Source organism: Cellulosimicrobium sp. MI9406, assembly GCF_040595865.1.
In the GTDB taxonomy this organism is placed as follows: domain Bacteria; phylum Actinomycetota; class Actinomycetes; order Actinomycetales; family Cellulomonadaceae; genus Cellulosimicrobium; species Cellulosimicrobium funkei.
Genome location: NZ_JALIZI010000006.1, coordinates 1 through 20,228, shown reverse-complemented (window position 1 = coordinate 20,228; position 20,228 = coordinate 1). Strand labels below are relative to the sequence as shown.

Annotated in this window: 15 protein-coding genes and 2 rRNA genes; 2 read left to right on the top strand and 15 right to left on the bottom strand. The window is 76.2% G+C overall.

Features of this window, described 5'->3' with window-relative positions:
• Positions 1-38 precede the first annotated feature (38 nt).
• Together MT994_RS12095 and MT994_RS12090 are read left to right on the top strand one after the other, a co-directional pair.
• A complete protein-coding gene (locus MT994_RS12095) occupies positions 39-1,076 on the top strand; it encodes an ATP-binding cassette domain-containing protein (RefSeq protein WP_194522543.1) in 1,038 nt (345 codons plus the stop codon).
• Positions 1,073-1,927 carry an ABC transporter permease gene (locus tag MT994_RS12090; RefSeq protein ID WP_144682576.1) on the top strand — a complete coding sequence of 285 codons (855 nt, stop codon included), beginning with the start codon at positions 1,073-1,075 and terminating at the stop codon, positions 1,925-1,927. Before MT994_RS12095 ends, MT994_RS12090 begins: the two co-directional genes overlap by 4 nt.
• 21 nt (positions 1,928-1,948) lie before the next feature.
• Here the strand turns inward: MT994_RS12090 and MT994_RS12085 are convergent, their stop codons facing one another.
• From MT994_RS12085 to MT994_RS12015, 15 genes are all read right to left on the bottom strand, one after another.
• Positions 1,949-5,455, bottom strand: coding sequence for a BTAD domain-containing putative transcriptional regulator (locus tag MT994_RS12085; protein WP_354806451.1), 3,507 nt, complete (start codon positions 5,453-5,455; stop codon positions 1,949-1,951).
• A gap of 52 nt (positions 5,456-5,507) precedes the next feature.
• A complete protein-coding gene (locus MT994_RS12080) occupies positions 5,508-6,143 on the bottom strand; it encodes an NUDIX hydrolase (protein WP_354806450.1) in 636 nt (211 codons plus the stop codon).
• Positions 6,144-7,817 (bottom strand): CTP synthase, encoded by a 1,674-nt coding sequence (locus MT994_RS12075; protein WP_228485407.1) that lies wholly within the window; start codon positions 7,815-7,817, stop codon positions 6,144-6,146.
• Positions 7,818-7,954: 137 nt separating this feature from the next.
• Entirely contained in the window at positions 7,955-9,679 is a 1,725-nt protein-coding gene (locus tag MT994_RS12070; protein WP_354806449.1) for a lipid II flippase MurJ, read from the bottom strand.
• Positions 9,676-10,515 carry a hypothetical protein gene (locus tag MT994_RS12065; RefSeq protein WP_354806448.1) on the bottom strand — a complete coding sequence of 280 codons (840 nt, stop codon included), beginning with the start codon at positions 10,513-10,515 and terminating at the stop codon, positions 9,676-9,678. The genes MT994_RS12070 and MT994_RS12065 overlap by 4 nt, the downstream gene beginning before the upstream one ends.
• A gap of 1 nt (position 10,516) precedes the next feature.
• Positions 10,517-11,611, bottom strand: a complete 1,095-nt coding sequence (locus tag MT994_RS12060; RefSeq protein WP_354806447.1) for a copper transporter — start codon at positions 11,609-11,611, stop codon at positions 10,517-10,519.
• A gap of 124 nt (positions 11,612-11,735) precedes the next feature.
• Entirely contained in the window at positions 11,736-12,923 is a 1,188-nt protein-coding gene (gene steA / locus MT994_RS12055) for a putative cytokinetic ring protein SteA (RefSeq protein ID WP_021482582.1), read from the bottom strand.
• A 6-nt stretch (positions 12,924-12,929) separates the two neighbouring features.
• Positions 12,930-14,660, bottom strand: a complete 1,731-nt coding sequence (recN, locus tag MT994_RS12050) for a DNA repair protein RecN (RefSeq protein WP_354806446.1) — start codon at positions 14,658-14,660, stop codon at positions 12,930-12,932.
• 2 nt (positions 14,661-14,662) lie between these two features.
• Positions 14,663-15,664: an NAD kinase gene (locus MT994_RS12045; RefSeq protein WP_354806445.1), complete on the bottom strand. Its 1,002-nt coding sequence runs from the start codon at positions 15,662-15,664 to the stop codon at positions 14,663-14,665.
• The gene (locus tag MT994_RS12040; RefSeq protein ID WP_354806444.1) at positions 15,661-16,725 is read right to left on the bottom strand and encodes a TlyA family RNA methyltransferase; all 1,065 of its coding nucleotides are present in this window, start codon (positions 16,723-16,725) and stop codon (positions 15,661-15,663) included. The genes MT994_RS12045 and MT994_RS12040 overlap by 4 nt, the downstream gene beginning before the upstream one ends.
• A 2-nt stretch (positions 16,726-16,727) precedes the next feature.
• Positions 16,728-16,931 carry a hypothetical protein gene (locus tag MT994_RS12035; protein WP_354806443.1) on the bottom strand — a complete coding sequence of 68 codons (204 nt, stop codon included), beginning with the start codon at positions 16,929-16,931 and terminating at the stop codon, positions 16,728-16,730.
• A gap of 150 nt (positions 16,932-17,081) precedes the next feature.
• Positions 17,082-18,104, bottom strand: a complete 1,023-nt coding sequence (locus MT994_RS12030; protein ID WP_354806441.1) for an HAD-IIA family hydrolase — start codon at positions 18,102-18,104, stop codon at positions 17,082-17,084.
• The gene (locus MT994_RS12025; RefSeq protein WP_340698655.1) at positions 18,101-18,919 is read right to left on the bottom strand and encodes a hypothetical protein; all 819 of its coding nucleotides are present in this window, start codon (positions 18,917-18,919) and stop codon (positions 18,101-18,103) included. Before MT994_RS12025 ends, MT994_RS12030 begins: the two co-directional genes overlap by 4 nt.
• A 975-nt stretch (positions 18,920-19,894) precedes the next feature.
• Positions 19,895-20,011 (bottom strand): 5S ribosomal RNA (gene rrf / locus MT994_RS12020).
• A gap of 98 nt (positions 20,012-20,109) precedes the next feature.
• Positions 20,110-20,228, bottom strand: a 23S ribosomal RNA gene (locus MT994_RS12015); the annotation flags it as partial.

Sequence of the window (20,228 nt, the reverse complement as noted above, 5' to 3'; positions counted from 1 at the left end):
CGTCCAGCCTGGTCGTAACCCACCGACCAGGAGGACACATGACCATCCCCGCGATCGAGGCCGAGGGCCTCGTGAAGGTCTTCGGCGCGCACCGCGCCGTCGACGGCGTGGACCTCACCGTGCGCACGGGCACCGTCTACGGGGTCCTCGGGCCCAACGGCGCCGGCAAGACGACGACCATCAGCATGCTCGCCACGCTCCTGCGTCCCGACGCCGGGCAGGCCCGGGTGTTCGGGCACGACGTCGTCGCGCACCCCCACCGGGTGCGCCAGCTCATCGGCGTGACAGGTCAGTACGCGTCCGTCGACGAGACGCTCAGCGCGACGGAGAACCTCGTGATCTTCGGGCGGCTGCTGGGACTCTCGCGCGGGCAGGCGCGGCGCAAGGCCGTGGAGCTGCTCGACGCGTTCGGGCTCTCCGAGGCGGCGTCGCGACCGCTGAAGAACTTCTCGGGCGGCATGCGCCGCCGGCTGGACCTCGCCGCGAGCCTCATCGCCCAGCCGCCCCTCATCTTCCTCGACGAGCCGACGACGGGCCTCGACCCGCGCACGCGCGCCCAGATGTGGGGCACGATCCGCGACCTCGTCGCGAGCGGCTCGACGGTCCTGCTGACGACGCAGTACCTCGACGAGGCGGACCAGCTCGCGGACCGCATCGCGGTGATCGACCGCGGGCGCGTCGTGGCGGAGGGCACCGCGGACGACCTCAAGGACGCCGTCGGCGACCAGTCGCTACAGCTCTCGCTCGCCCACGGCGACGACGTGGGGCCCGCGCTGGAGATCGTCGAGCGCACCCTCGGCCTCACCGCGACCGTCTCCCCCGAGGCCCGACGGCTCACCGTCCCCGTGCCCGGACCGGGCTCGGTGACCGACCTCCTCGTGCGCCTGCGCGAGGCCCGGATCGAGGTCGGCTCGCTGAGCATGGACAAGCCCAGCCTCGACGAGGTCTTCCTCACGCTCACGGGGCACGGCACCGCGGCGGACACCCCGGCCGACGACGACCCCGGCCCGACGGACCCCGGCCCCCGCCCGCGCGGCGACCGCGCGGCCACGACACGAGAGGCGGCGCTGCGATGAGCACCACCACCACGACCACCGCACCGGCCGTCCCGACGGCACGACGCCGGATCGAGGCGGGCGCCGACCGCGTCCTCGCGGACCGGCCGTCGCTCCGCGCGACCGCCGAGCACACCCTGACGATGGCCTACCGCGGTCTGCTGAAGATCAAGCGCACGCCGGAGCAGCTGTTCGACGTGACGCTCCAGCCGATCCTCTTCACGCTGATGTTCACGTACATCTTCGGCGGGGCGATCGCGGGCGACGTCGGGAGCTACCTCCCGACGATCATCCCCGGCATCCTCGTGCAGACCGTCATCACGACGTCGGTCGTCACGGGCACCCAGCTCCGCGAGGACATGGACAAGGGCGTGTTCGACCGGTTCCGGTCGCTGCCCATCGCCCGGATCGCGCCGCTGTCCGGCGCGCTGCTCGCCGACACCGTCCGGTACCTCATCGCGACGACGCTCACGTTCACGATGGGCTACGTCATGGGCTACCGGCCCGGCGGCGGGCTCGGGGCGGTCGTGCTCGCGGGCCTGCTCGTCATCGTCTGCTCGTGGGCGGTGAGCTGGATCTTCGCGTTCTTCGGCGTCGTCGCGCGGACCGCGTCGAGCGTGCAGGGCATCTCGATGATCGTCCTGTTCCCCCTGACGTTCCTGTCGAACGCGTTCGTGCAGCCCGACACGATGCCGGGCTGGCTCCAGGGCTTCGTCGCCGTGAACCCGGTGTCGCACCTCGTCACCGCGGTCCGCGAGCTCGCGAACACCGGCAGCCTGGGGTCGGACGCCGTGGTCTCGCTCGTCGGGGCCGCCGTCATCGTGGCGGTCTTCGCACCGCTCACCGTGCGGGCCTACATGCGCAAGGCCTGACGCGGTACGGCCGAGCCGTCGTCAGGCGGGGTCGGCGCCCCGACGGGCGCCGGCCCCGTCGTCGTCCGGGCCGCCCGCAGCGGTCGGGTCGTCGACCGCGTCCGCGGCGGCGAGCAGCGCGAAGCCCTGCCGGGCGAGGTCCGCGCGGGACAGCTCGCGAGCCCTCGTCCGGGCGCGCTCCGCCGCGTCCGCGCCCGCCGCTCCGGCGACCTGGGCCCACGCGCTCTCGTGCCGCAGCGCGGGCTGGTCCTGGCGCGAGCCCATCCGCTCGGCGAGCGCGACGAGGAGGGCTCCCTCCCCCGTTCCCGGCCCCGGGTGCCGGCCGGCGTCGAGCACCGCGGCGACACCGAGCGCGAGGAACGCCGTCCCGGCGACGGGGTAGTCGACGAAGTGCGGCCGGGCCCGGTGCATCGCGAGCACGACCTCGCGGAGCTCCGCGGCGACGTCCGCGGCCCGCGCCCGGGCCGCGGACGCCCCTGGTCCGGCACCGGCGCCGGTCCCGGCGAGACGCACCAGCCACGACGACACGAGGAGCACGTACCAGGGCGACCAGCGCGCGTCGCCGTCGAACGACGCCGCGGCCTGCCCGTAGAGCTCGAGGGCGGCGGCGTCGTCGCCGTGCAGCGCCGCGACCTCCGCGCGCGCCATCGCGACGACGGACCGCACGTCCGCCGGGACGTCCGGGCCCACGGGACCGTGCTCGACCGCGCCCGCGAGCGCCGCGAGCTTCCGCTCGGCACGCTCCGTCTCCCCGAGCGTCACCGCGGCCGACATCTCGACCCAGTCGAGCTGCTGCAGCGTCGCCGTCGCGCCGAGGGCCTGCAGGTGGCCGCGCGCGGCGCGCGCCCAGCGCCCGACGTCCACGGCGTCCCCCGCCTCACTCGCGCACGACGCGAGGAACATCGCCGTGGTGGCGCGGGCCGCGACGTCGCCGCGGGCCACCGCGCGGTCGTGCGCGCGCTCGCCCGAGCGCCGGGCCTCGGCGAGCCGACCCTCGTTCTCCGCGGTCTGCGCCGTCGTGAACTCGGCGAGCATCGCCACGAACGCGTCGTCGGACGCGCGGAGCCCGGCGAGCGTCGCCTCCATCTCCTCCTGGCTGCGGACGGTGAGCAGGCGGGCGAGGGCACGGGTCCGCGGCCCTGCCTCGGGGCGTCGCAGCAGCCGGCGCAGGCGACCGAGGGCGCGGGCCGTCAGCTCGGGCCGGGCGAACGCGCTCGCCCCCGCGACGGCGGCGAGCGCGAGCGCGGCGGGCTGGACGTCGCCGGGCGGCACGTCCCACCCGACGACCGAGTCGAGGACCACCTCCACGAGGCCGGTGGCCTGGTCCTCGACGCCGAGCAGGAGCCAGGATCCGGTGAGCGCGGTGAACACGCGCACGACGACGTCGGGGCGCTCGTCTTGCACCGCCTCGCGGAGCGCGAAGACGAGGTTCTCCTGCTCGCGGCGCAGGTCCGTCGCCGCGGCGGCCTGGTCCCCGCCCACGAGCGCGTCGGCGCACCGCGTCGCGAGGTGGGCCGCCCAGCGCTGCACGGCCTCGCGCGCCGGGCCCGTCGTCCCGGTCGCCTCGAGCCGGAGGGCGCCGAACTCGCGCACCGTCTCGAGCATCCGGTAGCGCACGACGCCGTCGTCCTCGGTGACGCGCAGCAGCGACTGCGCGACGAGCCCGTCGAGCGCGTCGAGGACCTCCCAGGCCGGCGCCCGCGACGGCGCCCGGCTCCCGGCGTCGGACACGGCCTGCGCCGCCTCGGCGGAGAAGCCGTCCGGGAAGACGGCGACGCGGCACAGCAGGTCCTGCTCGGCCGGGCCCAGCAGGTTCCAGCTCCACTCGATCACCGCCTCGAGCGTGCGGTGCCGGTCCGGGGCGGTCCGGTCCCCGGAGCGCAGGAGCGCGAAGCGCTCGTCGAGGTGACGTTCCACCTCCTCGACGCTCAGGGTCCGCACGCGCGCCGCGGCGAGCTCGATGGCGAGCGGCAGCCCGTCGAGGCGGTCGCACAGCCGCGCGACGACGGCGGGCGGCAGGCTCGCGCCCGGCCGGACCGCGTGCGCGCGCTCGACGAAGAGGCGCACGGCGGGACCGTCGCCCGCGGCCGCACCGAGCGGCTCGAGCGGGTAGACGAGCTCGGCGGCGAGCCGGAGCGGCGACCTGCTCGTCGTGAGCACCACGAGCCCGGGCGCCGCGCCGAGCAGGTCGGCGGCCCAGTGCGCGGCGCCGTCGAGGACGTGCTCGCAGTTGTCCAGCACGAGCAGCGCCGCGCGTCCGCGTACCCGGTCGAGCACCTGCTCGCGCAGCTCGGGCGCGGCCAGGCGGTCGGCGAGCCGCCCGGTGCGGGCCGGCGGCGAGATGCCCAGGCCGTCGGCCAGCGCCACGACGACGTCGTCGTCCGAGCGCACGCCCGCGAGCTCGACGACGACCACCAGGTCGACCGAGCCGGTCGCCGCCGTGCGCCGCGCGACCTCCTGCACGAGGCGCGTCTTGCCGAGACCGCCGGGGCCGAGGACGGTCACGAGCCGGGCCCGCGCGAGCGCGTCCCGGACGGCGTCGACGTCCTCGTCCCGGCCGACGAGCGCGTCCGGCGCCGCCCGCAGGCCACGCACGGACGTGGCGCGACCGACCGGCTCGACCGGCGACTCACCGCCGGGGCGGGGTCCCCCGCCGTCCCCCGGACCGCCGCGCTCGGCCGGAGGACCGGGCACGGGGACGTTCACGGGGGCAGACACGCGGGTGGGCACCGCGTCGGGCGCGGACGACGACCTGCCGAGCAGGTCTGCGGCGAGCTGCTGGATGTCCGGGGCCGGGTCGGTGCCGAGCTCCCGGACGAGCGCGTGCCGCAGGCGCGCGTAGGCGGCGAGGGCCTCGCCCTCCCGGCCCGACGCCGCGAGGCTCGTCACGAGGTCGCGCGCGGCGTCCTCGTCGGTCGCGTCCTCGTCGAGCGCCGCGGACGCCAGCGCCGTCACGGTCACGTGGTCCCCGGCGAACGCCGCGGCCGACCGCAGGGCGGCCGTCAGTCCGGCCCGGAGCCGCGCGGCCTCGGTGCGCAGCGCCTGGGCGACGGGACCGGGCACGCCCGTGCCGGGCTCCTCGTCGCTCCACGAGGCGAGCGCGGCGCGCAGGTCGGCGACGACCGCGGCGGCGCCGTCGGTGTCCCGGCCGCCCTCCCGGGCCCGGGCGAGCGCGCCGCGCGCGCGGGCGAGCGCGCCAAGTGCGAGGTCGAGGTCGCTCGGCGCGCCGAGCGCGTAGCCCCCGGAGCGCGACAGCACGGTCCCCGGCGCCGCGTCGCGCCGCAGGCGCGAGACGAGGCTCTGCAGCGCGGCGCGCGGGTCCTGGGGCGCGTCCGGGCCCCACAGGTCCTCGACGAGCGACGCCACGCCGAGCGTCCGACCGCCCGCGAGCGCGAGCGCGACCACGAGCGCCGCCGCACGCGGCCCGCGCGGGGCGACCGCCCGGCCGTCGGGCCCGGGCACGCGGACCGGCCCGAGGACGCGCACGAGCACCTCGGGCGGTGCCGGGAGGTCCTCGTGGTGGCGCACGACGCAGAACACTAGTCCTCGGTGCCGACGCCGTCCCGCCCGCGAGGGCGCGTCAGCCCCCGCGGCGCTCGGGCCACGGCGCGTCGGCGGGGCGCAGGGAGGCCCAGCCGCCCGCGCGCGACGTGGCGGCCGCGAGGATCCCGACGACCGCCGACGGGTTGTGCAGCGCACCCCCGAGGACGGCGGACACCGCCTCGTCGAGCGGGACCCAGCGCAGCTCCATGTCGAGCTCCTCCGCCTCGCGCGCGAACCGCTCGTCGTCCGGCACGGGCGACAGGTCGCGCGCCAGGAACACCCGCAGCGCCTCGTTGGACCCGCCGGGCGTCGTGAAGTAGTCCACGAGCACGTCCCACCGGGCCGCCCGCAGGTCCGCCTCCTCGGCGAGCTCGCGGGCCGCGGCGACGCGCCCGTCCTCGCCCACGACGTCGAGCAGGCCCGCGGGCACCTCCCACAGCTCGCGCCGCACCGGGTGGCGGTACTGGCGCAGCAGCAGGACGCGCTCGTCCGCGTCGAGGGCGACGATCGCGACCGCACCGGGGTGGTCGAGGTACTCGCGCGTGACGCGGCCGCCGTCGCCGAGGTCGACGACGTCGGACCGCAGGTCGAACACGCGACCCTCGTGCACGAGCGCCGTCTCGACGACCGGCCGGGGCGCGAGCGCGTCCACGACCGGGTGCTCGCCGGCCACTCAGTCCGCCTGGTTCTCGAGCGCGGCGCGGACGAGGCCGCTGAACAGCGGGTGCGAGCGCGTGGGGCGCGACTTGAACTCCGGGTGCGCCTGCGTGCTCACGTAGTACGGGTGGACGTCCGCGGGGAGCTCGACGAACTCGACGAGCGACGAGTCGGGCGACGTCCCGCTGATGACGAGCCCCGCCTCCTCGAGCTGCTTGCGGTAGGTGTTGTTCACCTCGTAGCGGTGGCGGTGGCGCTCCGTGACGCGCTCCGCGCCGTAGGTCTTCGCGACGACCGAGCCCGGGGTGAGTGCGGCCTCGTAGGAGCCGAGGCGCATCGTGCCGCCGAGGTCGCCGTCGCCGCCGACGATCGCGAGCTGCTCCTCCATGGTCGCGATGACGGGGTGGGACGTGCCCGGGTCGAACTCGGTCGAGGACGCGTCGTCGATGCCGAGCACGTTGCGCGCGTACTCGATGACCATCGACTGCAGGCCGAGGCAGATGCCGAGGGTCGGCACCTTGTGCTCGCGCGCCCAGCGCAGCGCACCGAGCTTGCCCTCGATGCCCCGCACGCCGAACCCGCCGGGCACGAGGACGGCGTCCACGCCGTGCAGCGCGTCGTCCGCGCCCTCGGGCGTCTGGCACTCGTCGGACGCGACCCAGCGGATCGTGACCTTGGCGTCGTTCGCGAACCCGCCGGCGCGCAGCGCCTCCGTGACGGAGAGGTAGGCGTCCGGGAGGTCGATGTACTTGCCGACGAGCGCGACCTCGACGCGGTGGGCGGGCTGGTGCACGCGCTCGAGGAGCTGGCTCCAGCCGTCCCAGTCGACGTCGTGGAACGGCAGGCCGAGGCGGCGCACGACGTAGGCGTCGAGGCCCTCCGCGTGCAGCACGCGCGGGATGTCGTAGATGCTCGGCGCGTCGATCGCGTTGACGACCGCCTCGTTGTCGACGTCGCACATGAGGGCGATCTTGCGCTTCACCGGCTCGGGCACCACGCGGTCCGCGCGCAGCACGATCGCGTCGGGCTGGATGCCGATGGACCGCAGCGCCGCGACCGAGTGCTGCGTGGGCTTCGTCTTGAGCTCGCCCGACGGACCGATGTACGGCACGAGCGACACGTGGAGGAAGAAGACGTCGTCCCGGCCGAGCTCGTGGCGCACCTGGCGGGCCGCCTCGAGGAAGGGCTGCGACTCGATGTCGCCGACGGTGCCGCCGATCTCGGTGATGATGACGTCGACGTCCTCACCGGCCTGGGCGCGCATACGCGTCTTGATCTCGTCGGTGATGTGCGGGATGACCTGGACCGTGTCGCCCAGGTACTCGCCGCGCCGCTCGCGCGCGATGACCTGGGAGTAGACCTGACCGGTCGTGACGTTCGCGGACGCCTCGAGGTCGACGTCGAGGAAGCGCTCGTAGTGGCCGATGTCGAGGTCCGTCTCGGCGCCGTCCTCGGTGACGAACACCTCGCCGTGCTGGAACGGGTTCATCGTCCCGGGATCGACGTTGAGGTACGGGTCGAGCTTCTGCATGGTGACGCGCAGGCCGCGCGAGCGGAGCAGACGACCGAGGCTGGACGCCGTGAGGCCCTTGCCGAGCGAGGAGGCGACGCCGCCGGTGACGAAGACGTGCGCGGTGCGGTGCTCGGTACGAGCGCCCGAGGCGTTGAGGCGGGAGGAGGGCCGGTTCAGGTGATCTGCCACGGAACTCCATCCTAACAGCGTGCCCGACGACGGCACGCGGGCCCGAGGGTCGGCCCGCTCACACCGGGCGGCACGGCGAGGTCTCCCTCGCCTCGACGCGCGACTCGGCGCGCGTCACGGGCGCGTCACCTCGGCGACGTGTCGCCGGGTACCTCCGTCGTGGGTTCGTCCCCCGCAGGCGCGTCCGTCGTGGGCCCGACGGCGTCGCCCGCCCCGGGCGCGGCCGGGTCGCCGGTGCTCGGCGTCCCGCGCCGCAGGACGCCCAGGAGGGCCGCGCGGTCGCCGACGAGCGAGACGCCGACCACGACCGTGCCCGCGACCAGGGCCGCGAGGGCGCCGACGCCGACGGCGGGCAGCCAGCCCGCGTCGTCGGGCAGCAGGACGCTCGACAGCGCCGAGCCCGCGAGCGCGCCCAGCGCCCCGCCGACCGCGACGACGACGAGCGTGCGCGGGACGCCGCGCGTCGCGTCCGGGCCGGCGTGGCGCCGCGTCGCGAGGAGCAGTCCCGCGCCCGCGACCGACATCCCGACCGCGGTCGCGAGGCCGAGCTGCAGGAGCACCCCGGCCTGGTCGCGGGCACCCGTGAGGGCGGGGAGCACGTACGCGGTCGCCGCGACGACGAGCCAGCCCGCGGCCGTCACGACGACCGCGACCCGCTGGCGGTCGATCGTGTACAGCGCGCGCGACAGGTGCAGGATCAGCGAGAACCCGACGATGCCCACCGCCATCGCGGCGACCGCTCCCCCGAGCCCGTCGACGGAGCCCGTCGCGATGCGGGCGAAGACCGCCTCGACCGCCGCCGACGCGGCGATCAGCGCCGCGACGCCGAGCCCCGCGACGACGAGCAGCGTGCGCGTCGTGGTCGCGAGCAGGCGCCGGTAGGCGTCGTGCCGGGCGTGCGCGACGTGCTCCGCGAGGCGCGGGAACGTGCTCGTCGCGAGCGGGAAGGCCAGCACCGCGTACGGGAGCAGGTAGACCTGCTGGGCGTACCAGTAGGTCGGGAAGGTCTGCTCCGGTCCGAACTCGTAGGCGGCGCCCATGATCGCGAGCACCGAGAGCTGCTGCGCGACGAGCGCCCCGACTCCCGCGAACGCGAGGTTGCGCGCCCGGACCGCCTCGCCGCCCGGGAAGCGCAGCGTGGGGCGCAGGCGGACACCCAGCCGGTGCACGGGGAGCACGAGGGGCAGCGCGAGGACGGCGACGCCCGCCGTCGTGCCCCAGCCGAGCCACGCGATGGCCTGGCCCGACAACGCGGCGACGTCCTTCTGGTGGCCCCCCGCCAGACCCGCGAACACGAGGAAGACGACGATGACCGCGAGGCTCGACAGGAGCGGCGAGAACGCCTGCCAGAAGAACCGCTTGTGCGCCTGGAGGATGCTGCCGAGCACGACCGCGAGCCCGTACAGCGGGACCTGGAGGGCGAACACGCGCACGAAGGTCGCCGTGACGTCGACGAGCTCCGGGTGCTCGCGCATGAGGAGACCGGCGATCGGCTGCGCGAGGAGCGCGAGCAGCGCCCCGAGCGGGACGAGCACGACGAGCGTCCACCCGAGCAGGGCCGAGGCGATGCGCGAGACCTCGCCGCCCGCGCGCCGGGCGATGGGCCCGGCGAGGAGCGGGACCACCGAGCCGGCGAGCGCGCCGCCCGCGGCGACCTCGAACAGCACGTTCGGCAGGAGGTTCGCCGCCGTGAACGCCGACCCGACGCCCTCGGTGCCGACGGCGGCGGACTGCACGAGCGACCGTGCGAACCCGACGAGGCGGCTCGCGATCGTCACGAGCGTGATCATCGCGGCGGCGCCCGCCAGGGTGCCCGTGGCGGCGCGCAGCCGCCCCGCCCGCGCGCTCACGCCGGGCGCCGGCCCCACGCGTCCACGCGCCGCAGCGCGTCGTTGCCCTCGATGACCTTCGAGAAGCTCACCTTCTCGCTCGCGAGGGTGAGCCCCACGACGCCCGCGAGCGCGAGCCAGCGCACCGGGCGGGGCGCCGTGAGCGCGACCTGGGAGCCCAGCGCGGCACCGAGCGCGTTCGCGCCGCAGTCGCCGAGCATGTCGCGCTCGCCGAGGTCCCCCGGGGCCGCGGCGACGGCGGCACCCAGGACGGCGCCCGTCGTCGGCGCGGCGGCGGTGCCGAGGTACGGGAGCGACGCCGCGCCGGCGGCCTTGAGGGCGCGCCCCGGCCGCAGGTCGAGGAGGTTGAGCAGGTTCGCGGTGCCGGCCATGAGCGCGCCGTTCACGCCCACGTCCACGAGGTGCCCGAAGGCACCGCCCGTGCGTCGCGTGCCGATCGCCGCCGCGACGAGCGAGACGCCGCTGATCCCGAGGATCTTCAGCGCACCCGTCGTGACCCGACCCTGCGCGAGCGCGCCGAGGTGGCCGCGCAGCCCCTTGGTGCGGCTCGTCGTGTCCTCCGCGAGGTCGTCGACGAGGCCGAACGTGCCCGCGCTCGCCGTCGCGAGGGCGACCGCCGCGCGCGTGCGGGCGTCGCCTCCCGCCGCGAGCGTGCCGGCGACGAGGCCGGCGGCCACGGCCGGGCCCTCGAGCAGGCTGATCGGCTCGCCCCGGTGGTTGGTCCGGGTCCATCGCTCCGCGCCCCCGGGCGCACGCGACCCGGCCGTGCGGCGTGCCGCGGCCGTCACCGTCGCGGCGACGCCGGCGGCCGCGAGCGTGCGCAGCGCGCGCCCCACGTCAGCCCTCCCCCGCGCCGTCGCCGGCCTGCTCGACGTCGGCCCCGTCACCGGCCGGTTCGCCCGTGGTGTCGTCCGCCGCGGCGTCCTGCGCGCCGGTGGGGGACGCCGTCGTGCGCGTCACCGCCGGGAGCTCGACCGCGGGCGGGAGGACGGCCGTCGCGCTCTCCTCGAACCCGAACTGCCCCACCTGGTCCGCGAGCCGCGCGGCGAGCGCGAGCGGGACGTTGATCCGGCCCGGCTCGGCCTCGATGCCGCTGACGGTCGAGACGGTCGAGGCAAGGTCCTCGTTCGCGCGGATCGTCGAGACGACGTCGCCCGAGACCGCCGTCGGGCCGGCGACCAGCGCGGCTCCGGCGACCTCCTGCGCGGCGACGGCCACCTGGACCTCGATGTCGACCGCGTAGGTGTCGGGTGCGGGCGGCTCCTCGCCCTCCGCGGCGGGGGTTGCCGGCGAGGGCGCGGAGCCCCCGAGCAGCAGGACCACGTCCGCCGGCAGCGTCTGCTCGGAGACCACGTCGACGAGCGCGAAGCGCTCGAGCAGCGCCTCGAGCTCGACCGCCTCGGGGCTGCGCTCCTCCGTGCTCGACGGTGCCGCCCCGGTGAGCGACAGCGCGAGCGCGCGCGACAGGCGCTGCTCGGGGGTCGCGTCCCGCGGGACGTCGCCCAGCTTGTCGCCGAGGCCCTCGGCCACCGTCTGCCGCGCGCTCTCCTCGTCCTGGCTCGTCCACGAGTCCGTGAGGCGCACGTGCCCGACGACGGACGCACCCGCCGTCTCGAGCTGCGCGGCGATCGCGTCGTCGCGCTCGTCGTCCGGCCCGTCCAGGTCGACGACGGCCACGCGACGGTCCTCGAGGGAGCCCGCGACGAGCTGCGGACCTGCGGCCTCGATGTACCGTGCGTCGTCGCCGAGCGTCACGTTCGCCTGGTCGAGCTGGTCGCGCAGCTCGTTGCGCTCGGTGCGCAGCTGCTCCACCTGCCCGGTGAGCTGGTCGCCGATCGCGCCCTGGAGCGGGCCCGCGCCGAGGATGATCCCCACGGCGAGCGCCAGGAAGACCGAGATCAACGAGACGATGTGGTACCTGAAGTCGATCACTGTGCGGTGGTGTCCTTCGGTTCGAGCTGCTGCGTGCTGGCAAGGGTCAGGGTCGGCGCTGGCCGCCGGAGGGCACGGGCCGCAGGCACGTGCACGGGCCGTCGACCACGACGGCCCGGCGGGATCAGCCGCCGCCCGAGAAGAGCGTCCCGATCCACGACCAGAGGTCGTCGAACCGGGCGCCCACGATCCCGAAGAACGTCTGGCCCGCCGCCGTCGACCACAGCGCCGCGACGACGGCGAGGAGCCCGGCGATCGACAGGAGCCAGAGCTGGAGGTTGGAGATCCGGTGCCGGTACAGGCGCGAGACGCCCTTGGCGTCGACGAGCTTGCCGCCGACCCGGAGCCGGGTGAGGAACGTGCTCGCCATGCCCGCACGGCCCTTGTCGAGGAACTCGACGAGCGTCGCGTGCGTGCCGACGGCCACGATCACCTCGGCGCCCTTGTCGTCGGCGAGGAGCATCGCGATGTCCTCGCTCGTGCCGGTCGCCGGGAAGACGACGGGCTCGACGCCGAGCTCCTGCACGCGCTCGAGGCCGGGCGCCTTGCCGTCGCGGTAGGCGTGCACGACGATCTCCGCGCCGCTGCTCAGCGCGCGGTCGGAGACCGAGTCCATGTCGCCGACGATCATGTCGGGCTTCCACCCCGCGTCGAGGATCGCGTCCGCGCCGCCGTCCACGCCGATGAGCACCGGGCGGTACTCGGTGATGTAGGGCCGCAGCGTCGCGAGGTCCTCGCGGTAGTGGTAGCCGCGCACGACGATGAGGACCTGACGCCCCTCGATGGACGTACGGATGTCCGGGACGCCGACGCCGTCGAGCAGGAGGTCCCGCTCGCGGCGCAGGTAGTTCATCGTGTTCTCGGCGAACGACTCGATCTCGACCGAGAGGTTGGCGCGCGCCTCCTCGAGGCTGCGCGCGACCGTCTCCTCGCTCTGCAGCACGCCCTCGGCGACGAGGTCGTCGCCCAGGTAGACCTTGCCGCCGTCGAGCCGCACCACGCGGCCCTCGGGGATCGCCATGATCGCGGGGCCGAGGTCGTCGACGAGCACGATGCCGGCCTCGACGAGGACGTCGGGGCCGAGGTTCGGGTAGCGGCCCGACACCGACTTCGCCGCGTTGAGCACGGCGGACGGCTTCGCGGCGACGAGCGCGTCGGCGGCGACCCGGTCGATGTCGACGTGGTCGATCACCGCGACGTCGCCCGGGTTGAGCCGCTTCGTGAGCGCCTTCGTGCGCGCGTCGACCTTGGCCGGGCCGAGCGTGCCGGACCCGGCCTCCGGCAGGGAGGCTTTGCGCAGAGTGAGTCTCATCGTGCCCTATCGTCCCACGACCGACGACTCCAGAAGCTCCACCGCGTGGCGGCGGGCCGCGTCGGAGTCCTCCTGGCCCGAGAGCATCCGCGCGAGCTCGCGGACGCGCTCCTCCCCCGTGACCTCGCGCACACCGGTGACCGTGACCGCGGTCGACGGGTCGCCCTCGCCCGACGCCTTCGTCACGACGAGCTGCACGTCCGCGAACGCGGCGACCTGCGCGAGGTGGGTGACGACGACGACCTGGGTGCGCCGCGCGAGCGACGCGAGCCGCCGCCCTACCTCCACGGCCGCCTTGCCCCCGACGCCGGCGTCGACCTCGTCGAACACGAACGTGGGCAGCACCTGGCCGGTGCCGTCGACGGCGGCCGTCGCGAGCGCGACCTCGATCGCGAGCATGACGCGCGACAGCTCGCCGCCCGACGCCCCCTTGCCCAGCGGGCGGGCGGGAGCGCCCGCGTGCGCGACGAGCGAGAACGTCACCGCGTCGACGCCCCACGGGCCGGGCTCCTCGGCCCGCTCGACGTCCACGACGAGGCTCGCCCCGCCCATCGCGAGCCCGCGCAGCTCGTCGGTCACGGCCGCGGCGAGCTCGGCGGCGGCCCGCTCGCGCGAGGCCGTGATCGCCGTGCCGAGCCGGTCCAGCTCCGCGTCCAGCTCGTCGCGGCGCACCGTCGCGGCCTGGAGCCGCTCGCCGCCGTCGTCCAGGTCCAGGAGCCGCAGCCCCGCGTCGCTCGCCCAGGCGAGGACGTCGTCGACCGTCTCCCCGTAGCTGCGCGTGAGCGTCCCCAGCTCGGCGAGGCGCGCGTGCGCGGACTCGAGACCCGCCGGGTCCGCCGCCAGGTCCTCGACGTAGCCCGAGATCTCCGTGGCCACGTCGGCCAGCACGTACCCCACCTCGGCGAGCCGCTCGGCGAGGCGGGCGAGCGCCGGGTCCGTCCCGGCCACCGACTCGAGCGCGCGGCGCGCGCGGTCGACCGACACGACGGCGTTCTCCTGCGGCTCCGCGGCCTCGTCGCCCGCGACGGCGTCGTGCGCGAGCTGCGCGGCGACCCGGAGCTCCTCGACGTTCCCGAGCCGCGCGACGAGCGCGGTGAGCTCGACGTCCTCGCCCGGCTGGGGCGCGACCCGCTCGACCTCGGCGAGCCCGAGGCGCAGCAGCTCCGCCTCGCGGGCGCGCTCGCCGGCGCGCGTCTCGATGTCGTCGATCTGCGCCTGCAGCGCCGACCGCTCGGCCCACGCCTCGCGGTACTGCCCGAGGAGCTCGGCGTGCTGCGGCCCGGCGAACGCGTCGAGCGCCGTGCGCTGTCGGCTCGCGGTCCGCAGCCGGAGCTGGTCCGACTGGCCGTGCACCGTGACGAGGTCGTCGGCGATCTCGGCGAGGACGCCCTGCGGGACGCTGCGCCCGCCGAGGTGCGCGCGCGAGCGGCCCTCCGCGGCGACCGTGCGCAGGATGACGACCGAGCCGTCGTCGTCGACCTGTCCGCCCGCGTCGTCGACGCGCTGCGCGACCGCCGGGCGGTCCGCGACGCGCACCCGGCCCTCCACGACGGCGCTCGCCGCGCCCGGGCGCACCGTCGCCGGGTCCGCCTTCCCGCCCATGAGCAGGCCGAGGCCGGTGAGGACCATCGTCTTGCCGGCACCCGTCTCGCCCGTGATCACCGTCAGCCCGGCGCCGACCGGGACGCGCGCCGACCGGATGACCCCGAGGTTCTCGATCGCGATCTCCTCGAGCACGCTCACTCCTCCTCGTCCGTGGTGCCCCCGTCGCCCGGGAGCCTGGCCGTCTCGCCCGCGCCGCCCGGAGCGGCGGCGGCGCGCTCCGCGGCGGTGCCCGCCGTCGCGGCGACGCTCGCCGCGCGCTCGCGCCACCCGACCACCGGCAGCGAGAACTTCGACACCAGCCGGTCCGTGAACGGCGCCGTGCTCAGGCGCGCGAGACGCAGCGGCGTGTCCGAGCGCCGCACCTCGACGCGCGAGCCGTTCGGCAGGTCGATGCGGCGGCGGCCGTCGCACGTGAGGACGCCCGACGACGCCGAGTCCGGCAGCACGTCGACCGTGATCGTCGAGCGAGGACCGACGACGAGCGGGCGCGCGAACAGCGCGTGCGCCGCGAGCGGCACGACGAGCACCGCGTCGACCTCGGGCCACATCACGGGCCCGCCGGCCGAGAACGCGTGCGCCGTCGACCCCGTCGCGGTGGCCGTGATGACGCCGTCGCACCCGAACGACGAGAGCGGGCGGCCGTCGACGCCGAGCACGACCTCGATCATGCGCTCGCGCTGCGCCTTCTCCACCGTCGCCTCGTTGAGGGCCCAGCCGACGAGCGGCTCCGGCTCTCCCGGCAGGTAGGCACGGACCTCGACGATCGTGCGCTCCTCGACCGTGTAGTCGAACGCCGCGAGGCGGCCGACCGCCGCGCGCAGGTCCTCGCGCTCGCTCTCCGCGAGGAACCCGACGTGGCCCAGGTTCACGCCCAGGAGCGGCACGCCCGTGCCGTGGGTGAGCTCCGCGGCCCGCAGGATCGTGCCGTCGCCACCGAGCACGATGACGACCTCGGACTCCGCGACGCCCTCGCGCGCCCGCGTGCGCGCCATGTGGTCGCCGAACGACTCCGCGAGGTCGTCGTCGTGCAGAGTCACCTCGAATCCGGCGCGCTCGAGCTCGCTCACCGCCTCGTGCAGCGCGACGACCGCCTCGGGGCGGCCGCCGTGGGTGACGATCAGGACGCGTCGCGTCACGCTGCTCCTCCGGTCAGGGGTCGGTCGGTGGTCTCGGTCGCACCCGGTGCGGCGTGCGGTGCCGGTGGCGGGACGGCCCCGGCGGGAGGTCGGGCGGACGCCTCGGCGGGCGGTTCGGCGGGCGGTTCGACGGACAGCTCGGCGGACGCAGCCGCGGCGCGGGCGACCGCGACGACCGGGGGCGGGCCGCCGCCGGGCCCCGGCTGCCACGCGACGGCCTGCGCCGCGGCGCCCTCGAACGCCGCGCCGTCGGGCCGGCCCGGGTCGCCCGCGCGCAGCCACCAGAAGTACTCGCGGTTGCCGCTCGGACCGGGGAGCGGGCTCGGCACGACGGCGAGCGGCCGCAGGCCGACCAGCGCGGCGTGCCGCGCGACCGCGGCGACGACCTCGACGTGCAGCGCCGGGTCGCGCACGACCCCGCCGCTGCCGAGCCGCTCGCGGCCGACCTCGAACTGGGGCTTCACGAGCAGCAGGAGGTCCGTCCCGGGCCCGACGACGCCGGCCACCGCGGGCAGGACCATCGCCAGCGAGATGAACGAGAGGTCGCCGACCACGACGTCGGGCACGACCCCCACGTGCGCGGGCGACAGGTCGCGCACGTTGAGCCCTTCGTGCACGACGACGCGCGGGTCGGCGCGCAGCGCGGGCACGAGCTGGTCGTGGCCCACGTCGACCGCGACGACCTCGCGCGCGCCGCGCCGCAGCAGCACGTCGGTGAAACCCCCGGTCGACGCACCGAGGTCGAGGCACCGCGCGCCGTCGACCACCGGGCCGCGGGGCAGCGCCCCCGACTCCGCCGAGCTCTCACCCGCGACCGCGTCGAGCGCGTCGAGGACGCCCGCGAGCTTGAACGCGGCCCGGGACGCGTAGCCCGGGTCGTGCGGGTCGGGGGCCACCTCGACGACGTCCTCCGGGCCGACGCCGGTCGACGGCTTGGTCAGCACCGTCCCGGCACGCGTCACGCGGCCCGCCGCGACGAGCTCCGCCGCGTGCCGACGTGACCGTGCGAGCCCGCGCCGGACGAGCTCGCCGTCCAGCCGGGCGCCGTCCCGCTCCCCCACGCTCAGTCCTCCGCGCGGGCCAGCTCGGCGACCAGCGCGTCGTGCACGGCCTCCAGCACCCCCACGTGGTCGGTGGTCGCGAGGCCGTCCAGCTCGGCGAGACGGGCGAGCACGGGCTCGAGCGACCCCTCGGCATCGCCGACGCCCGGGTCGGCCGCGCGGCCCGCAGGCGGACCGGGCACGGGTCGCTGCGGACCGTCCGACATGTCCTGCCTCCTGTCTGGTCGCTCGTCGCCCCGGGGCGTCGCCCCGGGACCGCGGACCACGCTACCGGTAGCGTCCCACGGACGACCGCGCGCGGTGCCGGAAGCACGCCGCGCGCCGCGCGCCGCCGCCGTGGTCCGCCCCGCGTGCCGTCAGTGCGTCCCCACCGGGAGGTCGGGGACGCTCGCCGGGTCGACGGGCAGGCCCTCGTCGACCGCCGCCCAGGCGGCCGACGCCGCGGCACGCACCGTGTCGATCGTCGCCGCGCCGCGCACGTCCAGCCGGAGTGCGCCGTCGTCGACGCGCGCCGCGCTGTCACCGCACGTCCACCAGCCCTCGGCGCCGCGCTCGGGCGCGGGGTGCGGCTCCAGGAGGCTGCGCAGGTCCGCGCCCACGTAGTGCGGCCGCAGCCCGGGCTCCGCGAGGATCGCGTCCCGCGCGGTGCTCACGCCCGTGAGCACCTGCAGACCGGGGTAGCCCCCGGCACGCGCTCCGGCGAGGTCGGTGTCCAGGCGGTCGCCGACGACCAGCGGCGCCCGCGCGCCCGCTCGGTCGATCGCGAGGCCGTACATCGTGGGCGACGGCTTGCCGGCGCTGTCGGGCGTCACGCCCGTGGCGGCCCGCACCGCCCCGACGAGCGACCCGTTGCCCGGTGCGAACCCGCGGGCCGTCGGGAGGGACAGGTCGAGGTTGCTCGCCACGTGCCAGGCACCGCGCTGGACGGCGTAGGCGGCCTCGGCGAGCTGGGTCCAGCCGAGCTCGGGCGCGAACCCCTGCGCGACGGCGTCCGGCTCGTCGTCCGCGCTCGCCACGACGACGAAGCCCGCCTCGCGCACCGCCGTCAGCAGACCCGCGCCACCGACGACGAGGACGCGCGCACCCCGCTCGAGCCGGGTCCGCAGGAGGGCCGCTGCGGCCTGCGCCGCGGTCATCACCTCGTCCGGCGTGGTCGGGATGTCGAGACCGGTGAGCTGCTCCGCGACCGACTCGGGCTCGCGGGACGCGTTGTTCGTCACGAAGACGAGCCGCATCCCGCGCCCCCGCGCGGCCGTGAGGCCCTCGGACGCGTGCTCGATCGGCTCGTGCCCGCGGTACGCGACCCCGTCGAGGTCGACGAGCGCGAGGTCGTAGCGGTCGGCGAGCGCGACGTCGCTCGCGAGCAGGCCCGCGCTCACCGGTCGCCCCCGTCCGTCTCGCCCTCGTCCGTCTCGCGCTCGTCCGTCTCGCGCTCGTCCGAGCCGGACGACACCGGCCCGGCCTCGTCCGCGTCGGGAGCGCCGCCGGGCTCGTCGGTCGTGGCGTCGGGCTCTTCCGAGCCGTCCGCACCCTCGTCCGCCTCCTCGAGCTCCTCGCTCAGGTCGTAGACGACGACGTCCTCGTCCTCCTCGCCGAGCGCGGCCGCCAGCAGGCGGGTGTCGATGCCGGCGAGGATCTCGGCGGCCTCCTCCGTGCGGCCGGCGAGCTCCAGGACGGACGCGCGTGCCTGGAGCACCCGGGCGCCGAGCTCGCCGCCGCGGCCGACCGGCGGCACGTTGTCGAGCGCCGCGAGGGCGGCGTCGAGCTCGCCGAGGTCGACGCGCGCGCCGCTCACGACGATCGCCAGCTCGGTCCGGCCGACGTCGTCCAGGGTCGCGGCCTCGTCCGACGACGCGAGGGCGAGCGCGCGCTCGGGCCGCCCCAGACCGCGCTCGCAGTCGGCCATGATCGGCAGGTGCTCCGACGACCCGTTGAGACGGCGCACCGTGCGCAGCTCACGCAGGGCCTCGGCGTACCGTCCGGTCCGGTAGGCCGTCAGGCCCGCGGCCTCGCGCGCCACGTCGACGCGACCCGCCCGACGCACCGCCGCCTGGGCGTGCTCGTACGCGAGCTCGGGGTCGGTGTCGATGAGACGGCCGGCCATGACGAGGTGGCGCCCGACGACCTCGGCGGTGTCCTTGCTCAGCGTCCGCAGCCTCCCACGCGCGGCGCGGTCGAGCTGGGAGATCTGCACGTCCTCGGGCAGGTCCGGGCCGGCAGGGTGCCGGGGCTCGGGACGGCGGTCGAAGCCCTCGCGGTCGCGACCCGCCCCGGCGCGCGGGGCGTGACCTCGGCGCTCACCGCCGGGACGGTCACCGCCGCGGCGATCGTCGCGCGGTCCGCGCGGTCCCCGGCGCCCGCCCGCGGAGTCGCGGTCGAAGCGACCCCGACCCGCGTCGCCACCCCGTGCCGGACGGTCCGCACCGTCACGCCAAGGACGCGGCCCGGTGTCAGCGTCACGAGAACGTGACCGGTCGTCGCGGGCTGCCCCGTACCCACGCCGGGGACCGCGCGACGCGTCGCCACGCTCGCCCCAGGCACCTCGACGCTCGGAGCGGTCGCCGCTCCGGGTGTCACCGGTGCCGCGAGACCCGTCGCGACGGTCGCGGTCAGGGCGTCCGCCGGTACCGCGGCTCGCCCCGTCCCGTGCGGGCCGGTCACCGCCCGGGCGGCCACGGTCGTCGTCGCGCCGACCACGGTATCCGCCCTCGCCGCGGCCCCGCTGGTCCGCGGCGCCTCGGCCCGCACCCCGGGCGGGCCCGCCGCGGCGGTCGCCCGACGGCGCGCCGCCCTGCCGGCCACGTCCCTCACGGGGAGGATCCTGCCGGCCGTCACGGTCGCGGCGACCGCCGCGGTCGTCGCCCGAGGACGGACGATCCGGCTCGGGCTCACGGGGGGTGTCGTTCACCGGGGTTCCCTCTCGTTCTGGAGTTTGCGCAGGCCATCCTCCCACGACGGGACGACGAGGCTCGTGCCGTGTCACCGGCGACCTGCTCACGATGCGGCAGCCTGGCTTCGCACCCGACGGCGGACGCGCGGTGGCGTCCTGTCCGGTCGGCGACTCTCGCACGCGCTCTGCACGGCGTGCTGCGGCACCAGCGAGTCGGCGTGCTGGGCGCGGAAATGCCGAAGGCCCACCCCGTGTGGGATGGGCCTTCGGTGAAGGGTTGTCCGGCGGCGTCCTACTCTCCCACCCCGTCTCCAGGGCAGTACCATCGGCGCTGAAGGGCTTAGCTTCCGGGTTCGGTATGGGACCGGGCGTTTCCCCTTCGCTGTGACCGCCGTAACTCTGTTGAACCGTGTCAACACCTGGGGCACCCCGTGGGGGGTGTGGTGTTGGTGGTTCGGGAACCGCACAGTGGACGCGTAGCACAAGAGTGTTTGGTGTTGAAGTTGTCGGCTGATTAGTACCGGTCAGCTGCACGGGTCTTTCGTCCCCGCTTCCACGTCCGGCCTATCGACCCAGTGTTCTGCTGGGTGCCTCTCACCCCGTAGGGTATGGA